The organism is Candidatus Burkholderia verschuerenii (assembly GCF_001189365.1).
Lineage (GTDB): Bacteria > Pseudomonadota > Gammaproteobacteria > Burkholderiales > Burkholderiaceae > Caballeronia > Caballeronia verschuerenii.
Window position 1 is genome coordinate 25,324 of record NZ_LFJJ01000021.1, and the last position, 18,354, is coordinate 43,677.

Annotated in this window: 16 protein-coding genes and 1 tRNA gene; 1 reads left to right on the forward strand and 16 read right to left on the reverse strand. The window is 61.9% G+C overall.

The features are described 5' to 3' along the window. Positions 1–15: 15 nt before the first annotated feature. From nuoH to BVER_RS06895, 15 genes are all read right to left on the reverse strand, one after another. Complete coding sequence (gene nuoH, locus BVER_RS06825) at positions 16–1,080, reverse strand: NADH-quinone oxidoreductase subunit NuoH (RefSeq protein WP_050452639.1); 1,065 nt, start codon at positions 1,078–1,080, stop codon at positions 16–18. Further along, on the reverse strand, positions 1,081–3,420 hold the full coding sequence (gene nuoG, locus BVER_RS06830; RefSeq protein WP_050452640.1) for an NADH-quinone oxidoreductase subunit NuoG: 2,340 nt from the start codon (positions 3,418–3,420) through the stop codon (positions 1,081–1,083). It abuts the gene before it with no gap. Positions 3,421–3,472: 52 nt separating this feature from the next. Beyond that, positions 3,473–4,795 carry an NADH-quinone oxidoreductase subunit NuoF gene (gene nuoF / locus BVER_RS06835; protein ID WP_050452641.1) on the reverse strand — a complete coding sequence of 441 codons (1,323 nt, stop codon included), beginning with the start codon at positions 4,793–4,795 and terminating at the stop codon, positions 3,473–3,475. After that, positions 4,792–5,277: an NADH-quinone oxidoreductase subunit NuoE gene (gene nuoE / locus BVER_RS06840; RefSeq protein WP_050452642.1), complete on the reverse strand. Its 486-nt coding sequence runs from the start codon at positions 5,275–5,277 to the stop codon at positions 4,792–4,794. The genes nuoF and nuoE overlap by 4 nt, the downstream gene beginning before the upstream one ends. A 149-nt stretch (positions 5,278–5,426) precedes the next feature. After that, a complete protein-coding gene (locus BVER_RS06845) occupies positions 5,427–6,680 on the reverse strand; it encodes an NADH-quinone oxidoreductase subunit D (RefSeq protein WP_050452643.1) in 1,254 nt (417 codons plus the stop codon). 9 nt (positions 6,681–6,689) lie between these two features. Then, on the reverse strand, positions 6,690–7,292 hold the full coding sequence (locus tag BVER_RS06850) for an NADH-quinone oxidoreductase subunit C (protein WP_050452644.1): 603 nt from the start codon (positions 7,290–7,292) through the stop codon (positions 6,690–6,692). A gap of 18 nt (positions 7,293–7,310) precedes the next feature. Beyond that, entirely contained in the window at positions 7,311–7,790 is a 480-nt protein-coding gene (locus tag BVER_RS06855) for a NuoB/complex I 20 kDa subunit family protein (protein WP_006052903.1), read from the reverse strand. Positions 7,791–7,851: 61 nt separating this feature from the next. Beyond that, a complete protein-coding gene (locus BVER_RS06860) occupies positions 7,852–8,211 on the reverse strand; it encodes an NADH-quinone oxidoreductase subunit A (RefSeq protein ID WP_050452645.1) in 360 nt (119 codons plus the stop codon). A 173-nt stretch (positions 8,212–8,384) separates the two neighbouring features. Next, positions 8,385–8,469, reverse strand: a tRNA-Leu gene (locus BVER_RS06865). A 190-nt stretch (positions 8,470–8,659) separates the two neighbouring features. After that, complete coding sequence (gene secG, locus BVER_RS06870) at positions 8,660–9,058, reverse strand: preprotein translocase subunit SecG (RefSeq protein WP_050452646.1); 399 nt, start codon at positions 9,056–9,058, stop codon at positions 8,660–8,662. 83 nt (positions 9,059–9,141) lie between these two features. After that, complete coding sequence (tpiA, locus tag BVER_RS06875) at positions 9,142–9,915, reverse strand: triose-phosphate isomerase (RefSeq protein WP_050452647.1); 774 nt, start codon at positions 9,913–9,915, stop codon at positions 9,142–9,144. Positions 9,916–10,100: 185 nt separating this feature from the next. Further along, on the reverse strand, positions 10,101–11,114 hold the full coding sequence (locus BVER_RS06880; protein WP_198155185.1) for an NAD(P)H-quinone oxidoreductase: 1,014 nt from the start codon (positions 11,112–11,114) through the stop codon (positions 10,101–10,103). 214 nt (positions 11,115–11,328) lie between these two features. Continuing rightward, entirely contained in the window at positions 11,329–13,473 is a 2,145-nt protein-coding gene (gene pnp / locus BVER_RS06885) for a polyribonucleotide nucleotidyltransferase (protein WP_050452648.1), read from the reverse strand. Positions 13,474–13,824: 351 nt separating this feature from the next. Next, positions 13,825–14,094 carry a 30S ribosomal protein S15 gene (gene rpsO, locus BVER_RS06890; protein WP_050452649.1) on the reverse strand — a complete coding sequence of 90 codons (270 nt, stop codon included), beginning with the start codon at positions 14,092–14,094 and terminating at the stop codon, positions 13,825–13,827. A gap of 175 nt (positions 14,095–14,269) precedes the next feature. Next, positions 14,270–15,535 carry a branched-chain amino acid ABC transporter substrate-binding protein gene (locus tag BVER_RS06895; protein ID WP_050452655.1) on the reverse strand — a complete coding sequence of 422 codons (1,266 nt, stop codon included), beginning with the start codon at positions 15,533–15,535 and terminating at the stop codon, positions 14,270–14,272. Positions 15,536–15,706: 171 nt separating this feature from the next. Here BVER_RS06895 and BVER_RS06900 point away from each other — a divergent pair, with 171 nt between their 5' ends. After that, the gene (locus BVER_RS06900) at positions 15,707–16,222 is read left to right on the forward strand and encodes a hypothetical protein (RefSeq protein WP_050452650.1); all 516 of its coding nucleotides are present in this window, start codon (positions 15,707–15,709) and stop codon (positions 16,220–16,222) included. A gap of 72 nt (positions 16,223–16,294) precedes the next feature. On the opposite strand, the gene BVER_RS06905 is transcribed toward BVER_RS06900, so the two are convergent. After that, positions 16,295–17,839, reverse strand: a complete 1,545-nt coding sequence (locus tag BVER_RS06905; protein ID WP_050452651.1) for a 2-isopropylmalate synthase — start codon at positions 17,837–17,839, stop codon at positions 16,295–16,297. Positions 17,840–18,354 lie beyond the last annotated feature (515 nt).

Sequence of the window (18,354 nt, forward strand, 5' to 3'; positions counted from 1 at the left end):
TCCGCTCTTCTCTCATTACTTCCAGATGTTGAGCGGCGACATGATCCAGAAGCCGACCACGACCACCCAAATCACCGATACCGGCAGGAACACCTTCCAGCCGAGACGCATGATCTGGTCGTAGCGGTAACGCGGGAAAGTCGCGCGCGCCCAGATGAAGACCAACAGCAACAGGAAAATCTTGAATGCGAACCAGAACACGCCCGGAATGAATGTCAGGAAACCGAACGGTGCATCCCAGCCGCCCAGGAACAGCGTGGTCGCGATCGCCGAGATCACGATCATATTGATGTACTCGGCGAGGAAGAACAGCGCGAAGGCCATGCCCGAGTAATCGATCATGTGACCCGCGACGATTTCCGATTCGCCTTCCACCACGTCGAACGGGTGACGGTTCGTTTCGGCGATGCCCGAGATGAAGTACACGACGAACATCGGCAGCAGCGGCAGCCAGTTCCACGACAGGAAGTTCAGCCCGAAGCCCGCGAAGATGCCGCGCTGCTGCGAGTGGACGATCTCCGACATGTTCAGCGAGCCCGCGACCATCAGCACCACGACGAGCGCGAAGCCCATCGAGATTTCGTAGGAAACCATCTGCGCGGCCGCGCGCATCGCGCCGAGGAACGCGTACTTCGAGTTCGACGCCCAGCCCGCGAGAATCACACCGTACACGCCGATCGACGAGATCGCCATCACGTACAGCAGACCCGCGTTGACGTCGCCGAGAACGGCTTGTGCCTGGAACGGAATGACCGCCCACACCGCGAACGCGGGCACCACGGTCATGATCGGCGCGATCACGTAGATCCACTTGCTGGCGGCCGTCGGCTGAATGACTTCCTTCAGCAGCAGCTTCAGCACGTCGGCGATCGGCTGGAGCAAGCCGGCGGGGCCGACGCGGTTCGGGCCGAGACGCACGTGCATCCAGCTGATGAGCTTGCGCTCCCAGAGAATCAGGTACGCGACGCACAGCAGGATGACCACCGACACCACGAGGATGCGGACCACCGCCCACACTGTCGGCCATGCGACGCCCAGAAGCTGCGTGCCGCCTGCGTTGATCGTATCGAACAAGCCCATTTACGCCTTCTCCACTACGAGTTCGCCGAAGAAGCCGCCGAGCGCGGCGCCGGCCGGCGTCCCCGCCGACACGCGGACAACCGATTCCGCCAGATTCGCATCGCGAACCGCGGGCAACGTGACCGACAGACTGCCTTGCTTGATGCGCACGGCGTCGCCGTCTTTCAGACCGAGCTTGTCGAACAGCGCGGTCGGCAGACCGGCGACGTTCGCATCGCGTGCGGCGGCCGTCAGATGCAGCGACGGCGCGCGGCGCACAAGTGCGTCGGCGTGATAGATGGGCACATCGGCCAGACGCTGCAGGCCGCTGCCGTTCAGCGCGACGTTCGATGCCGCGCGCTTGGCCGATACCGTCGTTTTGTTCGACAGACGCGCGGACAGATCGCCCGTGCCGAGCGCGGCATTGCGCACTTCTTCCGCCGTGTCGTATTCGAAGCCCTTCAGGCCGAGAATCGAACCCAGCACGCGCAGCACCTTCCAGCCCGGGCGCGTATCGCCAAGCGCGCGCACGACGCCGTTGAACGACTGTGCCGTGCCTTCCGCGTTGACGAAGGTGCCCGACGTTTCGGTGTACGGCGCGATCGGCAGCAGCACGTCCGCGTAGTCCATGCCGTGCTTGAACGGCGACATCACGACGACCATTTCCGCCGCCTTCAGCGCGGCGATGGCTTGCGCCGGATTGGCCGTATCGAATTCCGGTTCGGCGTTCAGCAGCACGTAGCCCTTGCGCGACTGCTCGAACGCTTCGCGCGCGTTGAGACCGCCCTCGCCCGGCACGGCGTCGACCAGATACGCGCCGACCGAGTTCGCGCCTTCCGTGAGGAAGCCGAGCGTCGCGCCGGTCGCATCGGCGATCCATTGCGCGGCGGCCTGAATCTGTGCGAAATCGGGATGCTGAACCGCGACGTTGCCGAGCAGCACAACGCGCGTTTCGCCCGCCGACAGCGATGCCGCGACATCCTTCGCCGCTGCCGACACTTCGCGGCCCGCGAATGCTTCCGGCAACTCGACGCCGCGTGCTTCCGACACGGCCGCCGCGATACCCGCGAGCTGATCGAGCCACGCCGAGGGCGCGGCGACCAGACGATGCGCGGTCGGGATCAGCGAGTCGTCATTGCTGGCGTTGAGGAACGTGACCATGGCGCCGTTCTTCGCTGCCTGACGCAGACGCGCGGCGAATAACGGATGATCGCGACGCAGGAACGAGCCGATCACGAAAGCCGTATCGACGTTCGACAGATCGGCGATCTTCACGCCGAGCCACGGCGCGCTGTCGCCGACCGGAGCGGAGAAATCGCTCTGACGCAGACGGAAATCGACGTTCGGCGTACCGACGCCTTCGGCCAGTGACTTGAGCAGATGCAGTTCTTCGACCGTGCTGTGCGGCGTGGCCAGCGCAGCGATAGCGTTTGCGCCATGATCCGCCGTGATGCCCTTGATGCCCTTGGCGACGTATTCGAGCGCGGTCTGCCAGTCGGTCTCGATCCAGTTGCCGCCTTGCTTCAGCATCGGCGTGGTGAAGCGCTCGTCGCTGTTCAGGCCTTCGTACGAGAAGCGGTCCTTGTCCGACAGCCAGCATTCGTTGATGGCTTCGTTTTCCATCGGCAGGACGCGCATCACGCGGTTGTTCTTCACCTGCACGACGAGGTTCGCGCCGACGGAATCATGCGGACTCACCGACTTGCGGCGCGACAGTTCCCACGTCCGCGCGCTATAGCGGAACGGCTTGCTCGTGAGCGCGCCGACCGGGCACAGGTCGATCATATTGCCCGACAGTTCTGAATCCACCGTCTTGCCGACGAAGGACGTGATTTCCGAATGCTCGCCGCGGCCGAGCATGCCAAGTTCCATCACGCCGGCCACTTCCTGGCCGAAGCGCACGCAACGCGTGCAGTGGATGCAACGCGTCATCTCTTCCATCGAGATGAGCGGACCCACATTCTTGTGGAACACGACGCGCTTTTCTTCGCTGTAGCGCGACTGCGACTTGCCGTAACCGACGGCCAAATCCTGCAACTGGCACTCGCCGCCCTGATCGCAGATCGGACAATCGAGCGGATGGTTGATCAGCAGAAATTCCATCACCGACTGCTGCGCCTTGACGGCCTTGTCGGAAGTGGTGCGCACGACCATGCCGTTCGACACGGGCGTGGCGCAGGCGGGGACGGCCTTCGGCATCTTTTCGACTTCGACGAGGCACATCCGGCAGTTCGCCGCGATCGAAAGCTTCTTGTGATAGCAGAAGTGAGGGATGTACGTATCGACCTTATGCGCAGCCTGTATCACCATGCTGCCTTCAGGCACCTCGACCGACTTGCCGTCAATTTCTAGTTCAACCATGATGGATATAGATCCTCAACCTCTGTCTCCGCGCAATTGACTGCGCGTCAATTTACGCGGTAAGCGCCTCGGTGCTCGCGTGATGCGCGTGCCCGCCGACGAGACAATGCTTGTGCTCGACGTGATATTCGAACTCGTTCCAGAAATGCTTGAGCATGCCGCGCACCGGCATGGCCGCTGCATCGCCGAGGGCGCAAATCGTGCGACCCATGATGTTTTCGGCGACGGAGTTCAGCAGATCCAGATCTTCCTTGCGCCCGAGACCGTGTTCGATACGATGCACCACGCGATACAGCCAGCCCGTGCCCTCACGGCACGGCGTGCACTGACCGCATGACTCTTCGTAATAGAAGTACGACAGACGCAACAGCGAGCGCACCATGCAGCGCGTTTCGTTCATCACGATGACCGCGCCCGAACCAAGCATGGAACCTTGCTTGGCGATCGAGTCGTAGTCCATGTCGGTGGCGAGCATCGCTTCGCTGGGAATCACCGGCGCCGACGATCCACCCGGAATCACCGCCTTGATCGACTGGCCGCGCACGCCGCCCGCCAGTTCCATCAGCGTCTTGAACGGCGTGCCGAGCGGGACTTCGTAGTTGCCGGGACGGTTCACGTCGCCCGACACGGAGAAAATCTTCGTGCCGCTGTTGTTCGGCTTGCCGATCTCGAGAAAATTCTGCGGCCCGATGGCCAGCAGGAACGGCACCGCCGCGAACGTCTCGGTGTTGTTGATCGTGGTCGGCTTGCCGTACACGCCGAAACTCGCCGGGAACGGCGGCTTGAAGCGCGGCTGGCCCTTCTTGCCTTCCAGCGATTCGAGCAACGCGGTTTCTTCACCGCAGATGTACGCGCCGTAACCGTGATGCGCGTGCAGTTCGAACGAAAAGCCCGAGCCGAGAATGTTCGCGCCGAGATAACCGGCCGCGCGCGCTTCTTCCAGCGCCGCTTCGAACACGCGATAGACCTCGAAAATCTCGCCGTGGATATAGTTGTAGCCCACGGTGATGCCCATCGCGTACGCGCCGATGGCCATGCCTTCGATCAGCGAATGCGGATTCCAGCGCAGGATGTCGCGATCCTTGAACGTGCCCGGTTCGCCTTCGTCCGAATTGCAGACGAGATACTTCTGCCCCGGGAACTGACGCGGCATGAAGCTCCACTTCAGGCCGGTCGGAAAGCCCGCGCCTCCGCGACCGCGCAGACCCGACGCTTTCACCTCGGCGATCACCTGCTCGGGCGGAATCTTTTCTTCCAGAATGCGGCGCAGCTGCTTGTAGCCGCCGCGCGCGACGTAATCTTCGAGATGCCAGTTCTCGCCGTTGAGGCCGGCGAGGATCAGCGGCTTGATATGACGATCGTGGAGGGAAGTCATTTCGAAAGTTCCTCGATCAACTGGTCGATCTTTTCGCGGCTCATGAAGCTGCACATGCGATGGTTATTCACCAGCACCACGGGCGCATCGCCGCATGAACCGAAACATTCGCCTTCTTTCAGCGTGAACTTGCCGTCGGCCGTGGTCTCGCCGAAGTCGATGCCGAGCTTCTGCTTGAGATATTCGGCCGCGCTGTCCGAACCGCCGTCCGGACCCAGCTGGCAAGGCAGGTTCGTGCAGAGCGTGATCTTGTGACGACCGACCGGTTTCAGTTCGTACATGGTGTAGAACGTCGCCACTTCCTGTACCGCGACCGGCGGCATGCTCAGGTAATCGGCCACGAACTGCATGAGTTCGGGCGAGAGCCAACCGTGCTCGTCCTGGGCAACAGCCAACGCCGCCATCACCGCCGACTGCTTCTGCTCGGGCGGATATTTCGCGACACAGCGATCGATTTCTTTCAGGCCTTCAGCTGAGATCATTTTCAGACACGACTCTTTCAATTCCTACCGAACGAACACCTGCCGCGCTTGAGGCTGCGGCAGACCTGGCGTCCTGCGGTTTCCTGTTAGTGCTTCCGCGCTTGCTTGCGCGGTGCTTACGGCAGCACCGCGCGAGCGGCCGAGTGAGATCAGCGATCGATCTCGCCAAACACGATGTCTTGCGTACCGATGATCGTCACGGCGTCGGCGATCATGTGGCCGCGCGCCATTTCGTCCAGTGCGGCGAGATGCGCGTAACCCGGCGCGCGAATCTTCAAGCGATACGGCTTGTTCGCGCCGTCCGACACCAGATAGATGCCGAACTCGCCCTTCGGATGCTCGACGGCGGCATACGTCTCGCCTTCGGGCACGTGGAAGCCTTCGGTGAAGAGCTTGAAGTGGTGAATCAGCTCTTCCATGTTGCTCTTCATGCCGACACGGCTCGGCGGCGCAACCTTGTGATTATCGATCATCACAGGGCCCGGATTTTTGCGCAGCCAGTCAATACACTGTTTGGCGATACGCGTGGATTGACGCATTTCCTCGACACGCACCAGATACCGGTCGTAGCAATCGCCGTTCACGCCCACCGGAATATCGAAATCGAGCTGGTCGTACACTTCGTACGGCTGCTTCTTGCGCAAATCCCACTCGACGCCCGAACCGCGCAGCATCGCGCCGCTCATGCCCAGCTGCAGCGCGCGCTCCGGACTCACCACGCCGATACCGACCAGACGCTGCTTCCAGATGCGGTTATCCGTCAGCAGCGTTTCGTACTCGTCGACGCAGCCCGGAAAGCGGTTGAAGAAGTCTTCGAGGAAGTCGAGCAGCGAACCCTGGCGCGTCTCGTTCATCTTCTCGAGCGCCTTCGCATTGCGAATCTTGGACGCCTTGTATTGCGGCATTGCGTCAGGCAGATCGCGATACACGCCGCCCGGACGATAGTACGCCGCGTGCATGCGCGCGCCCGACACCGCCTCGTACACGTCCATCAGATCTTCACGCTCGCGGAACGCGTAGAGGAACACCGCCATCGCGCCGACGTCGAGCGCGTGCGAGCCGATCCACATCAGATGGTTCAGCACGCGCGTGACTTCGTCGAACAGCACGCGGATGTACTTCGCGCGGATCGGCACGTCGATGCCGAGCAGCTTTTCGATGGCGAGCACATAGCCGTGCTCGTTGACCATCATCGACACATAGTCGAGACGGTCCATGTACGGCACGGATTGGATGAAGGTCTTGGTTTCCGCCAGCTTCTCGGTCGCGCGATGCAGCAGACCGATGTGCGGATCGGCGCGCTGAATGACTTCGCCGTCGAGCTCCAGCACCAGGCGCAGCACGCCGTGCGCTGCCGGGTGCTGCGGGCCGAAGTTCAGCGTGTAGTTCTTGATCTCTGCCATGACGTTCCCTTAATGTTTCAGACCGCCGTAGCGATCTTCGCGAATCACGCGCGGCGTGATCTCGCGCGGTTCGATCGTCACAGGCTGATACACGACGCGCTTCTCTTCCGGGTCGTAGCGCATTTCGACGTAGCCGGAAATCGGGAAGTCCTTGCGGAACGGATGGCCGATGAAGCCGTAGTCCGTGAGAATGCGGCGCAGGTCGGGATGGCCTTCGAACACGATGCCGTACAGGTCGAACGCCTCGCGCTCGTACCAGTTCGCCGACGACCAGATATCGACCACGGACGGCACGATGGGTACTTCGTCGTCCGGAGCAAATACGCGGACGCGCACGCGCCAGTTGTTCGTCACGGACAGCAGATGCAGCACGGCGGCGAAACGCGGACCGTCGTAGGCGCCTTCGCCGTAAGTCGAATAGTCGACGCCCGCGATATCCATGCACTGCTCGAAGCGCAGCGACGTGTCGTCACGGAGTTGCTTGCAGACGTCCAGATAATGGGCCGCCTTGACGACGACCGTCACTTGACCCAGCGATTCGGTGATGCTCTGCAGACGGCCGCCAAGCGCCGTCTCGAGGTTCGCCTTCAGGGTCTCGAGTTTGCTTGCCATAGTTGGGGAGCTCAGCCCTTACTGACGGGCGATGGTGTTGGTACGGCGAATCTTCGCCTGCAACTGGATCACGCCATAGACCAGCGCTTCGGCGGTCGGCGGGCAACCGGGAACATAGACATCGACGGGCACGATGCGATCGCAGCCGCGCACGACGGAATACGAGTAGTGGTAGTAACCGCCGCCGTTCGCGCACGAACCCATCGAAATGACCCAGCGCGGCTCGGCCATCTGGTCGTACACCTTGCGCAGCGCGGGCGCCATCTTGTTGCAGAGGGTGCCAGCGACGATCATCACGTCGGACTGACGCGGACTCGGACGGAACACGACGCCGAACCGGTCCAGATCGTAGCGGGCCGCGCCCGCATGCATCATCTCGACGGCGCAGCACGCGAGACCGAACGTCATCGGCCACAGCGAGCCGGTGCGCGTCCAGTTGATGAGCTTGTCAGCCGTGGTGGTGACGAAGCCTTCTTTCAAGACCCCTTCGATACTCATTTGATTTCACTCCAGATGAGCAGCCAGCCAGTGCCGCTCATGAATCCGGTGACTCTTGCCGTCACTCCCAGTCCAACCCGCCCTTTCTCCAGATGTAGGCGAAGCCGAGCAGGAACTCGAGCAGAAAGATCATCATCGCGATGAAGCCGGGCCAGCCGATGTCGCGAAGGGACACACCCCACGGAAACAGGAATGCCGTCTCAAGGTCGAAGATGATGAAAAGAATCGCGACGAGATAGTAACGCACATCGAACTTCATCCGTGCGTCTTCGAATACTTCGAAGCCGCATTCGTACGGGGCGTTTTTCTCGGTGTCGGGCTTATTGGGACCGAGAATCTTGCCGATTCTGACCAACGCGATTCCTAAACCAAGGCCGACCAAGAGAAACAAGAAGACGGGGTAATAGGGTGCGAGGTTCAAGGCTATCCTCAGATCGGTGATGTGGTCTGTAATTGTTCGTAATCGACTGAACGCTTCAACCGGGACGGACCACCCGGAAGGATCACTTGGGACCGCTCACGATCATACCGTAAGGGTACGCCAGATGTGAAAATGCCAGCCGAAGCGAAGCAGCGGCTGGCATTGGATAACTTTGGTGCCGACGGCGAGACTCGAACTCGCACAGCTTTCGCCACTACCCCCTCAAGATAGCGTGTCTACCAATTTCACCACGTCGGCACTGTACTGCAATCCGGGAAAACAAACTTCTTAATTGCCGCGAATCGCTTCAAGACTTGAATTATAACCAGCCCTTGTGAATTGTTCAACGCACAAAAAGCGAATTCGGCGAAAATTTGTTCCGGATGAATTTTGGCCTGTTATGCGACCGCAATTCCAGCGTAACGGACGCAAGCGCAAGGACGCGTGCTTATTTAGGCACGTCCGAACCCGGGGCCTGCGATGCAGGAGTCGCCGTCGCAGCCGATGCCGGTGCTGCCGCCGAGGTCGCCGCCGGTGCGGAGCCCGCCGCCGGAGCCGAAGCCGCGGGTGCGGGACCTGCGCCGAGCAAGCCAGCCGACGTCTGCGGCTTGTAGCTGCCGAGATAAGTCAGCGCCAGCGTCGTGACGAAGAAAACCGCCGCCAGAATGGCCGTGGTGCGCGAGAGGAAGTTCGCCGAACCGGTCGCGCCGAACAGACTGCCCGATGCGCCGCTGCCGAAAGCCGCGCCCATGTCCGCGCCCTTGCCGTGCTGCAGGAGCACGAGGCCGATGACGCCGAGCGCCGACAACAACTGGACGACGATGATCAAAGTCTTCAAATACAGCATTTAAACTCACCCAATACTTGATGTTTCCGTGACACTCGCGTGTCTCGATACGTTCTTCCGAACCGCTATGCCGCGCGTGCCGCTTATTGCAGCACAGTTTGCGCGGCCTGGCAGATCGCCAGAAAATCCTTCGACTTCAACGATGCGCCGCCGATCAGGCCGCCATCGATATCCTGCTGCGCGAACAACTCCTGCGCGTTCTCCGGCTTGACGCTGCCGCCGTATAACAGCGACACGCCTTCGGCCGCCGCGCCCTTGCTCGCGAGCCTCGAACGCAGGAACGCGTGCACATCCTGCGCCTGTTCGGCCGTCGCGCTCTTGCCCGTGCCGATGGCCCAGACCGGTTCGTAAGCGATCACGATCTTCGCGACCTGCTCCGGCGTCAGCACGTCGAGCACTGCATCCAACTGCTCGGCGATGACGCGCTCCGTCGAACCCGCTTCGCGCTCTTCGAGCGTTTCGCCGACGCAGACGATCGGCGTGAGGCCCGCATCCAGCGCGCGACGCGTCTTGTTCGCGACCAGTTCCGGACTTTCACGATGATATGCGCGTCGCTCCGAATGCCCGACGATCGCATACGTCACGCCGAAATCCGCCGCCATTTCCGCGGCGACTTCGCCCGTGTACGCGCCATGCGAATGCGCCGACACATCCTGAATCCCCCAGCGCACCACCGAGCCGCCCAACAGCGCCTGCGACTGCGCGAGATATGGACACGGCACGCACACACCGACGCGCACGTCGTTCTGCAAAGCCGATGCCCCCGCCGCGACTTCGGTCAGCAGGGCCGCATTCTCATTGATGCGACCGTGCATCTTCCAGTTGCCCACCACCAGTTTTGCTCGATCTCTGGACATATGTCTCGCCACTCGGCGGCGGCTGCGTCGTTGCCCGATAAGGCCCGATAAGCCGCCTGTTTATTGGAATAAACCGCTGGGACCTGCAAACTGCTTGCAAAATAGGCGATTTTACTGTGATAAAGCGAAAGCGGTCAAACTGCCAGAATCGTGCCTGCAACAATTCCGAAGTGATTTACTGCGTTTTATTCGGCGCTCCAGTCCAGCACGATCTTGCCGACGTGCGTGCTGTTCTCCATCAACGCATGCGCCTCGGCGGCTTCGGCGGCCGGGAACACTTGATGGATCACCGGCTTGATGCGCCCCGCCTCGATTTCCGGCCACACGCGCTCCTTGAGCTTCGCGGCGATCTTCGCCTTGAACGCGACCGGACGCGGCCGCAGCGTCGAACCGGTGATGACCAGCCGCCGCCGCAGAATATCGTTCAGGTTGATCTCCGCCTTCGAGCCGCCCAGCAGCGCGATCACGCAGATGCGTCCGCCATCCGCGAGCGACTTGAGCTCGCGCGGCAGATAGTCGCCCGCGACCATGTCGAGAATCACGTCGACGCCGCGATCGTTGGTCAGCGATTTCACCACTTCGACGAAATCTTCCGTCTTGTAGTTGATCGCGCGTTCCGCGCCGAGCGCTTCGCACGCGCGGCATTTTTCGTCGGAACCGGCCGTCGCGAACACGCGATGACCCAGCGCCTTCGCAATCTGAATGGCCGTCACGCCGATTCCGCTCGATCCACCCTGAACCAGCAGCGTCTCCTCCTCGCCGTTCTCGCCCGCGCCGAGAAGCGCGCGTTCGAAAACGTTGCTCCACACGGTGAGGAACGTCTCGGGCAAGGACGCCGCCTCGATATCCGTCAAACCCTCGGGCACGGGCAAGCACTGTTCGAGCGGCGCGACCGCATATTCCGCATAGCCACCGCCCGCGAGCAGCGCGCACACGCGATCGCCCTTCTTCAGGCCGAACGGATTGTGCTTCGGATCGAAGTCGCCATCGACGATCTCGCCCGCCACTTCCAGCCCCGGCAGATCGGAGATGCCCGGCGGCGGCGCATACGCGCCCTTGCGCTGAAACACGTCCGGACGATTCACGCCCGACGCCGCGACCTTGATGAGCACTTCGTTCTTGCCTGGCGCGGGCGTCGGGCGCTCGCCCAGTTTCAAGACTTCGGGTGCGCCAAACTCGGTGATTTCGACGGCCTTCATATCCTCTCCCTGGATGCCCGGTCGCCGTCCACGCACGGCAGACCAGACGGTTCGAACCGGATGACACTGTGCGCGCCAAAGCAATCGACACACCACACTGCCATCGAGTCCGCGCGTGCATCGGACAAAGCATCGCCGCTTTGCTGTATGTGCACCCGTCAGACACAAAAACGGCCGGCTCGCATTCGCGGCCGGCCGTCACCACCTTAACGCATTACTGCTGCGGCTGCGTCGGTTCCGCTTCCTGCGCGGCGGCTGCTTCGTTCAGCAGCGCCTTGGCCGACAAACGCACGCGACCCTTCTCGTCCGTCTGGATGACCTTGACCTTCACGACCTGGCCTTCCTTCAGGTAATCGTTGATGTCCTTCACGCGCTCGTTGACGATCTCCGAGATATGCAGCAGACCGTCCTTGCCCGGCAGGATGTTCACGATCGCGCCGAAGTCGAGCAGCTTGAGCACCGGGCCTTCGTAGACCTGGCCGACTTCCACTTCCGCCGTGATGTTCTCGATGCGCTTCTTCGCCTCGGCCATGCCTTCGGCGCTGGTGCTCGCGATCGTCACGACGCCGTCGTCCGAAATGTCGATGGTCGTGCCGGTTTCTTCCGTCAGCGCGCGGATCACCGAACCGCCCTTGCCGATCACGTCGCGGATCTTCTCCGGATTGATCTTGATGGTGATCATGCGCGGCGCGTAGTCCGACAGATTGGTGTTCGTGGTCGGAACGGCCGCCGTCATCTTGCCGAGGATATGCATGCGGCCTTCCTTCGCCTGTGCGAGCGCGACCTGCATGATTTCCTTCGTGATGCCCTGAATCTTGATGTCCATCTGCAGCGCGGTCACGCCTTGCGCCGTGCCGGCCACCTTGAAATCCATGTCGCCGAGGTGATCTTCGTCGCCGAGGATGTCGGTCAGAACCGCGAACTTGTTGCCTTCGAGGATCAGGCCCATTGCGATGCCCGCGACGTGCGCCTTCATCGGCACGCCGGCGTCCATCAGCGCGAGGCAGCCGCCGCAGACCGAAGCCATCGACGACGAACCGTTCGATTCGGTGATTTCCGACACGACGCGGATCGAGTAGCCGAATTCGTCGGCGCTCGGCAGGCACGCGACCAGCGCGCGCTTGGCCAGACGGCCGTGACCGATTTCACGGCGCTTCGGCGAACCGACGCGGCCCGTTTCGCCGGTCGCGAACGGAGGCATGTTGTAGTGGAGCATGAAGCGCTCGCGGTATTCGCCTTCGAGTGCGTCGATGCTCTGCTCGTCGCCCTTCGTGCCGAGCGTGGCGACGACCATCGCCTGCGTCTCGCCGCGCGTGAACAGCGCCGAGCCGTGTGTACGCGGCAGCACGCCGGTGCGGATTTCGATCGGGCGAACCGTGCGCGTGTCGCGGCCGTCGATACGCGGCTCGCCGTTCAGGATCTGCGTGCGGACGATCTTCGCTTCGATGTCGAACAGCACGTTGCCGACGGTCGCCTTGTCGGCGGCGGCCGTGCCGCTCGCGGCGGCTTCTTCTTCCAGCTTCGCCGACGTCGCTGCGTACACTTCCTTCAGCTTGGCCGAACGCGCCGTCTTGTTGCGCAGTTGATAAGCGGCTTCGAGTTCCGGCTGAGCAATCGCCGTGACGCGCGAAATGAGCGCTTCGTTCTTCGGCGCGGGCGCCCAGTCCCATTCCGGCTTGCCGCCTTCACGCACCAGTTCGTGGATCGCGTCGATGGCGGTTTGCATCTGCTCGTGGCCGAACACGACCGCGCCCAGCATGACTTCTTCCGACAGCTGCTGCGCTTCGGATTCGACCATCAGCACCGCGCGTTCCGTACCGGCGACGACCAGATCCAGCGCCGATTCCTTCATCTGCGGGCGGGTCGGGTTCAGCACGTATTCGTTGTTGATGTAGGCGACGCGCGCGGCGCCGACCGGGCCGTTGAACGGCAGGCCGGACACGGCCAGCGCAGCGGACGCGCCGATCAGCGCGGGAATGTCCGCCGGAACGTCCGGGTTCAGCGACAGGACGTGGATCACGACCTGCACTTCGTTGTAGAAGCCTTCCGGGAACAGCGGACGCAGCGGACGGTCGATCAGACGCGAAATAAGCGTTTCGCCTTCCGACGGACGGCCTTCGCGACGGAAGAAGCCGCCGGGGATCTTGCCGGCCGCGTAGGTCTTTTCGAGGTAATCGACGGTGAGCGGGAAGAAGTCCTGGCCCGGCTTGGCGGTCTTCGCGCCAACGACGGTTGCGAGGACAACGGTGTCTTCGACATCGACGATCACCGCGCCGCTCGCCTGACGGGCGATCTCACCCGTTTCGAGGCGGACGTTGTGCTGTCCCCACTTAAATTCCTTGACGATCTTATTGAACATTGTGACTCCTTCTTCGTTTGCGCCGCGCCGCGAGGGCGCTGGCGGGACGGTGCCGAGCCGCGCTTGAGAGGTGTGTTATGCCATTCCAGCGCGGCACGTCCGCGACGGACGCCGACGAAGCGCGCTGGAATGACACAAAGCTCCGCCGCGAGGCTGGACCGGGTGTCTATCCGGATACCTTCATCCGGGTAAAGCGAATGAACTGCGAAACTACGGGAACGACGAAATGCGTGTGCGGATCGGCGAAACTCGATCCGGCACCACTTCGCAACCGAAACGCACAAAAACAAAATGCCTGTATCAGCGGACTGACACAGGCACTTCGTTGGAACGCTGGTCGCGTGGCGCCAATTACTTGCGCAGACCCAGCTTCTCGATCAGCGAGCGATAACGATCCGCATCCTTGCCCTTCAGGTAGTCGAGCAGCTTGCGACGACGGCTCACCATGCGCAGCAGACCGCGGCGGCTGTGGTGATCCTTCGAGTGCGACTTGAAGTGGACGGTGAGTTCGTTGATGCGGCTCGTGAGCAGCGCGACTTGCACTTCGGGGGAGCCGGTGTCGTTGGCGCCGCGCGCGTATTCTGCGACGACGTCGGACTTCTTGATTTCTGCTACGGTCATTTGCTTTTCCTTGAATCTAACTGGCGGTCACGTAAGAAAGGCCGTGCCGTGGTTGTTTCGTGGTGTTGAGTGACTACTTTCACTACTTTCGGCATGCTTCACTTCGGATTAGCCTCAAAGTATAGCACGGCGCCCTGCCTCATTGACAGGGTTCCTTCCGATGCAAATCAACGGTTTAGCGAGCCGGCCGCGTCATCCGGCAGGTCGTCGGCTGCGCGGTGGCGTCGGCGGGGACGGCGAGCAGCGTGCGAAAGCCGTATCCCGAGCCTTCGTTGTCGAGTTTGACGCCCGGCGTGCCGGCCTTGTCCATCTCCATCACGTAAAGGGGCTGGATCACCTGATGATCGTCGGCACGCATCGTCATAGCGTGGAAACCTTCGCCGTCGAAGGTGATGCCTTCGAGCGCGCGCGCGACCGCCAGCGGATCGGCGCTGCCGGCGCGGGTCATCGCGGCGGCCAGCATTTCGATCATCAACGGCATGCGCGCGACCAGATAATCGTCCGATGCGGCCGGAAAGCGCGCGCGGAACGCCTGATAGTACGCATCCGACTTCACGCCGCCCACGTTCGGATGCCAGTCGGCGACCGCGATCACGCGCTTCACGCCGGCATCGCCCAGCGCGGCGGGCGCGCCGAGATTGTTGCCGTAGAACGTGTAGAACTTCGTGTCGAGGCCCTGCTCGCGGGCCGCCTTGACGAGCAGCGTCAAATCGTTGCCCCAGTTGCCGGTGATAACCGCGTCCGCCCCGCTCGCGCGAATCTTGGCGATATACGGCGCAAAATCCTTGACCTTGCCGATCGGATGAAACTCGTCGCCCGCGATCGCGATATCCGGTCGCTTCTCTTTGATCGCGCGCTGCGCCTCGCGACTGACGTCGTGACCGAAGCTGTAATCCTGGTTCAGCAGATACACCTTCTTCACCGCCCGATCCTGCTTCAGCGCGTCCATCCGCATGCCGGCGTGGGCATCGAAACGGAAATGCCAGAAACTGCACGACGCGTTGGTGAGCGCGGGATCGTCCGCCGAGTAGTTCAGAAACACCGCGCGCCGGTCCGGTTCGCGCGCGTTCTGCTTGTCGATGGCCGCGATCAGCGCCGCCGCCACCGCCGAGCTGTTGCCCTGCATCACGAAGCCGATCTTGTCGTCGATGGCCGCGCGCAGTTGCACGAGACTCGCCTCGCTGCTGCCCTTGCCGTCGAGCACGACCAGTTGCAGCGGATGCATGCCGTCGGCGAGCTTCACGCCGCCTTTCGCGTTGACGCGCTCGACGCCGAAGCGCAGATTGCGCTCGACCATCGCGCCCGCGTTGGCGAACGGGCCGGACATGCCTTCGATCAGCGCCAGCTTGACGGGCGGAAGATCGGCAGCGGCCGCGTGCAGCGCGACGCCGGTCAACAAGGCACCGCATAACCATCGTTTGAAGCGTTCGCCTGTCGACATCGGACTATTCGGAAAATGGAAGAAGCGCGGATCATAGGCCGTCTCGCGTCGGCCGTGCAACTTTCGCGGGATGGATTATCGACAGATCGGCGCGAATCGCGCGACGTTGGCAAGAATGTTTTGTCCCTCGCGCGTGTCAAAATCACAGCAAACAAGCACGAGGAGGCTCACATGCGGTCATCATTCAAGCGTCTGCGCGGCGCGCTCGTCGGCGCGAGCGCCGCGTTGCTGCTCGCGGCGTGCGCACAGCCGTGGCAAAACGTCCCGCCCGGCGCGGATGCATCGGTGCTCACGGCGCGGCTCGGCCCGCCGCGCGAAGTCTACGATTTGCCCAACGGCGGCAAACGTCTGATGTGGCCGACGCAACCGCTCGGCGAATTCACGACCGCCGCCGATGTCGATGCATCCGGTAAGGTCGTCACCGTGCGGCAAGTGCTCGATGAAAACGAGTTCTACAAGGCGCAGATCGGCGTGTGGACGAAGAAAGACGTGCTGGTGAACTTCGGCCGTCCGGTGGAGACGTCGTATTTTCCGCTCATGAAGCGCGAAGTCTGGACCTATCGCTACATGGAGGCGAACATCTGGTACATGATGTACAGCTTCTATTTCGACGATCAGGACATCGTGCGGCTGACGCAGAAGACGCCCGATCCGCTGCACGATCCGGATCGCCGCAACATGTTCTGAGCGCGGCGTCCGGAAACGAAAAAGCCCTCGTCTTTCACAAAGCGAGGGCTTTTTTTTTTTACGCCTGCAGGATCAAAGCTGCGGATTGAGCTTTTCGACCTTCGAATGCAGCTTGTTGAGCGCCGCGATATACGCCTTCGCCGATGCCGCGACGATATCCGGATCGGTGCCCACGCCGTTCACGATCCGCCCGCTCTTCGACAGACGCACCGTCACTTCGCCCTGCGCCTGCGTGCCCGTCGTGATCGCGTTGACCGAATACAGCACCAGTTCCGCGCCGCTGTCGACCTTCGATTCGATCGCGTGCAGCGTTGCATCGACCGGGCCGTTGCCGCGCGCTTCGCCCATCACTTCGGTGCCTTCGACTGCGAACACGACGCTGGCTTGCGGCTGCTCGCCCGTTTCCGAATGCTGCTTCATCGACACGAAACGGAAGTGTTCCTTCGCCTGCGCTTCGGCGGATTCTTCCGAGACGATCTGCATGATGTCTTCGTCGAAGATTTCGGCCTTGCGGTCCGCCAGTTCCTTGAAGCGCCCGAACGCGGCGTTCACATCGGCTTCGGATTCGAGCGTGACGCCGAGTTCTTCCAAACGCTGCTTGAACGCGTTACGGCCGGACAGCTTACCGAGCACGATCTTGTTCGCGCTCCAGCCCACGTCTTCCGCGCGCATGATTTCGTAGGTGTCGCGCGCTTTCAAAACGCCGTCCTGGTGGATGCCCGACGCGTGCGCAAACGCGTTCGCGCCGACCACGGCCTTGTTCGGCTGCACGACGAAACCGGTGATCTGCGACACGAGCTTGGAAGTCGGCACGATTTGCGACGTGTCGATGCCGAGATCGAGACCGAAATAGTCCTTGCGCGTCTTCACGGCCATGACTATTTCTTCGAGCGACGTATTGCCTGCGCGCTCGCCGAGACCGTTGATCGTGCATTCGACCTGACGCGCCCCGCCGATCTGCACGCCCGCGAGCGAATTGGCGACCGCCATGCCGAGGTCGTCGTGGCAATGCACGGACCAGACGGCCTTGTCCGAATTCGGCACGCGTTCGCGCAGCGTCTTGACGAGGTTGCCGTACATTTCCGGCACGCCGTAACCGACCGTATCGGCGATATTGATGGTGCGCGCGCCTTCCGCGATCACGGCTTCGAGCACGCGGCAGAGGAAGTCGATATCCGAGCGGCTGCCGTCTTCCGGCGAAAATTCGACGTCGTCCGTGAACTTGCGGGCGAAGCGCACCGCGAGACTCGACTGTTCGAGCACCTGCTCCGGCGACATGCGCAGCTTCTTTTCCATATGCAGCGCGGACGTCGCGATGAACGTATGGATGCGGAACTGGTTGGCCGGCTTGAGCGCGTCGGCGGCGCGCTGGATGTCCTTGTCGTTCGCGCGGGCGAGCGAGCAGACCGTGCTGTCCTTGATCATCGACGCGATGGTGTGAATGGCGTCGAAGTCGCCGTTCGAGCTGGCCGCGAAGCCCGCTTCGATCACATCGACCTTCATTCGCTCCAGCTGCTTCGCGATGCGGATCTTCTCTTCCTTCGTCATCGACGCGCCGGGCGACTGCTCGCCATCACGCAAGGTCGTGTCGAAAATGATCAACTTGTCTGCTGCCATGTCGGGGCTCCTGGGGGCAGATTTATCGATTATGAGAATCGGATATTGGAAAGATAGTGCAAAAGGGAATTCGGGTGTTCGCGCCATCGCTGGCGTCGAAAACCGAAGATCGAACGAGCAGACGGGAAGCGAGCGGGATTAGCGCGGTAGGCGCGCTAGTAGCGATAGTGCGTTTAGCGACGCACTTGCCGTGGACAGCGAGAAGGGGAACGTGGGGAAGTTCATTCGAAAACTATAGCGGAGTTCGGAATTGGACGCAATTGTGCTTTTTGTGTCTGCGACGCTTTGGTGGACGATCCTTAGCGCTTCAGTTGTCGTGTCGGACTTCCCGTCGGCAGGCTTGGTTCTCTTGTCGCTTGGTTTATTCAGTAACCGCCTTCCCGGCGGAGGGGTCACTTTCTTTGCGGCGGCAAAGAAAGTAACCAAAGAAAGCCGCTTGGCCGATCCTAAGCACCTTCTTGAGCGGCCCCGGCACAGAACCTTAGACTTGGCACAGCGATAGCGAGTGTTCGCGG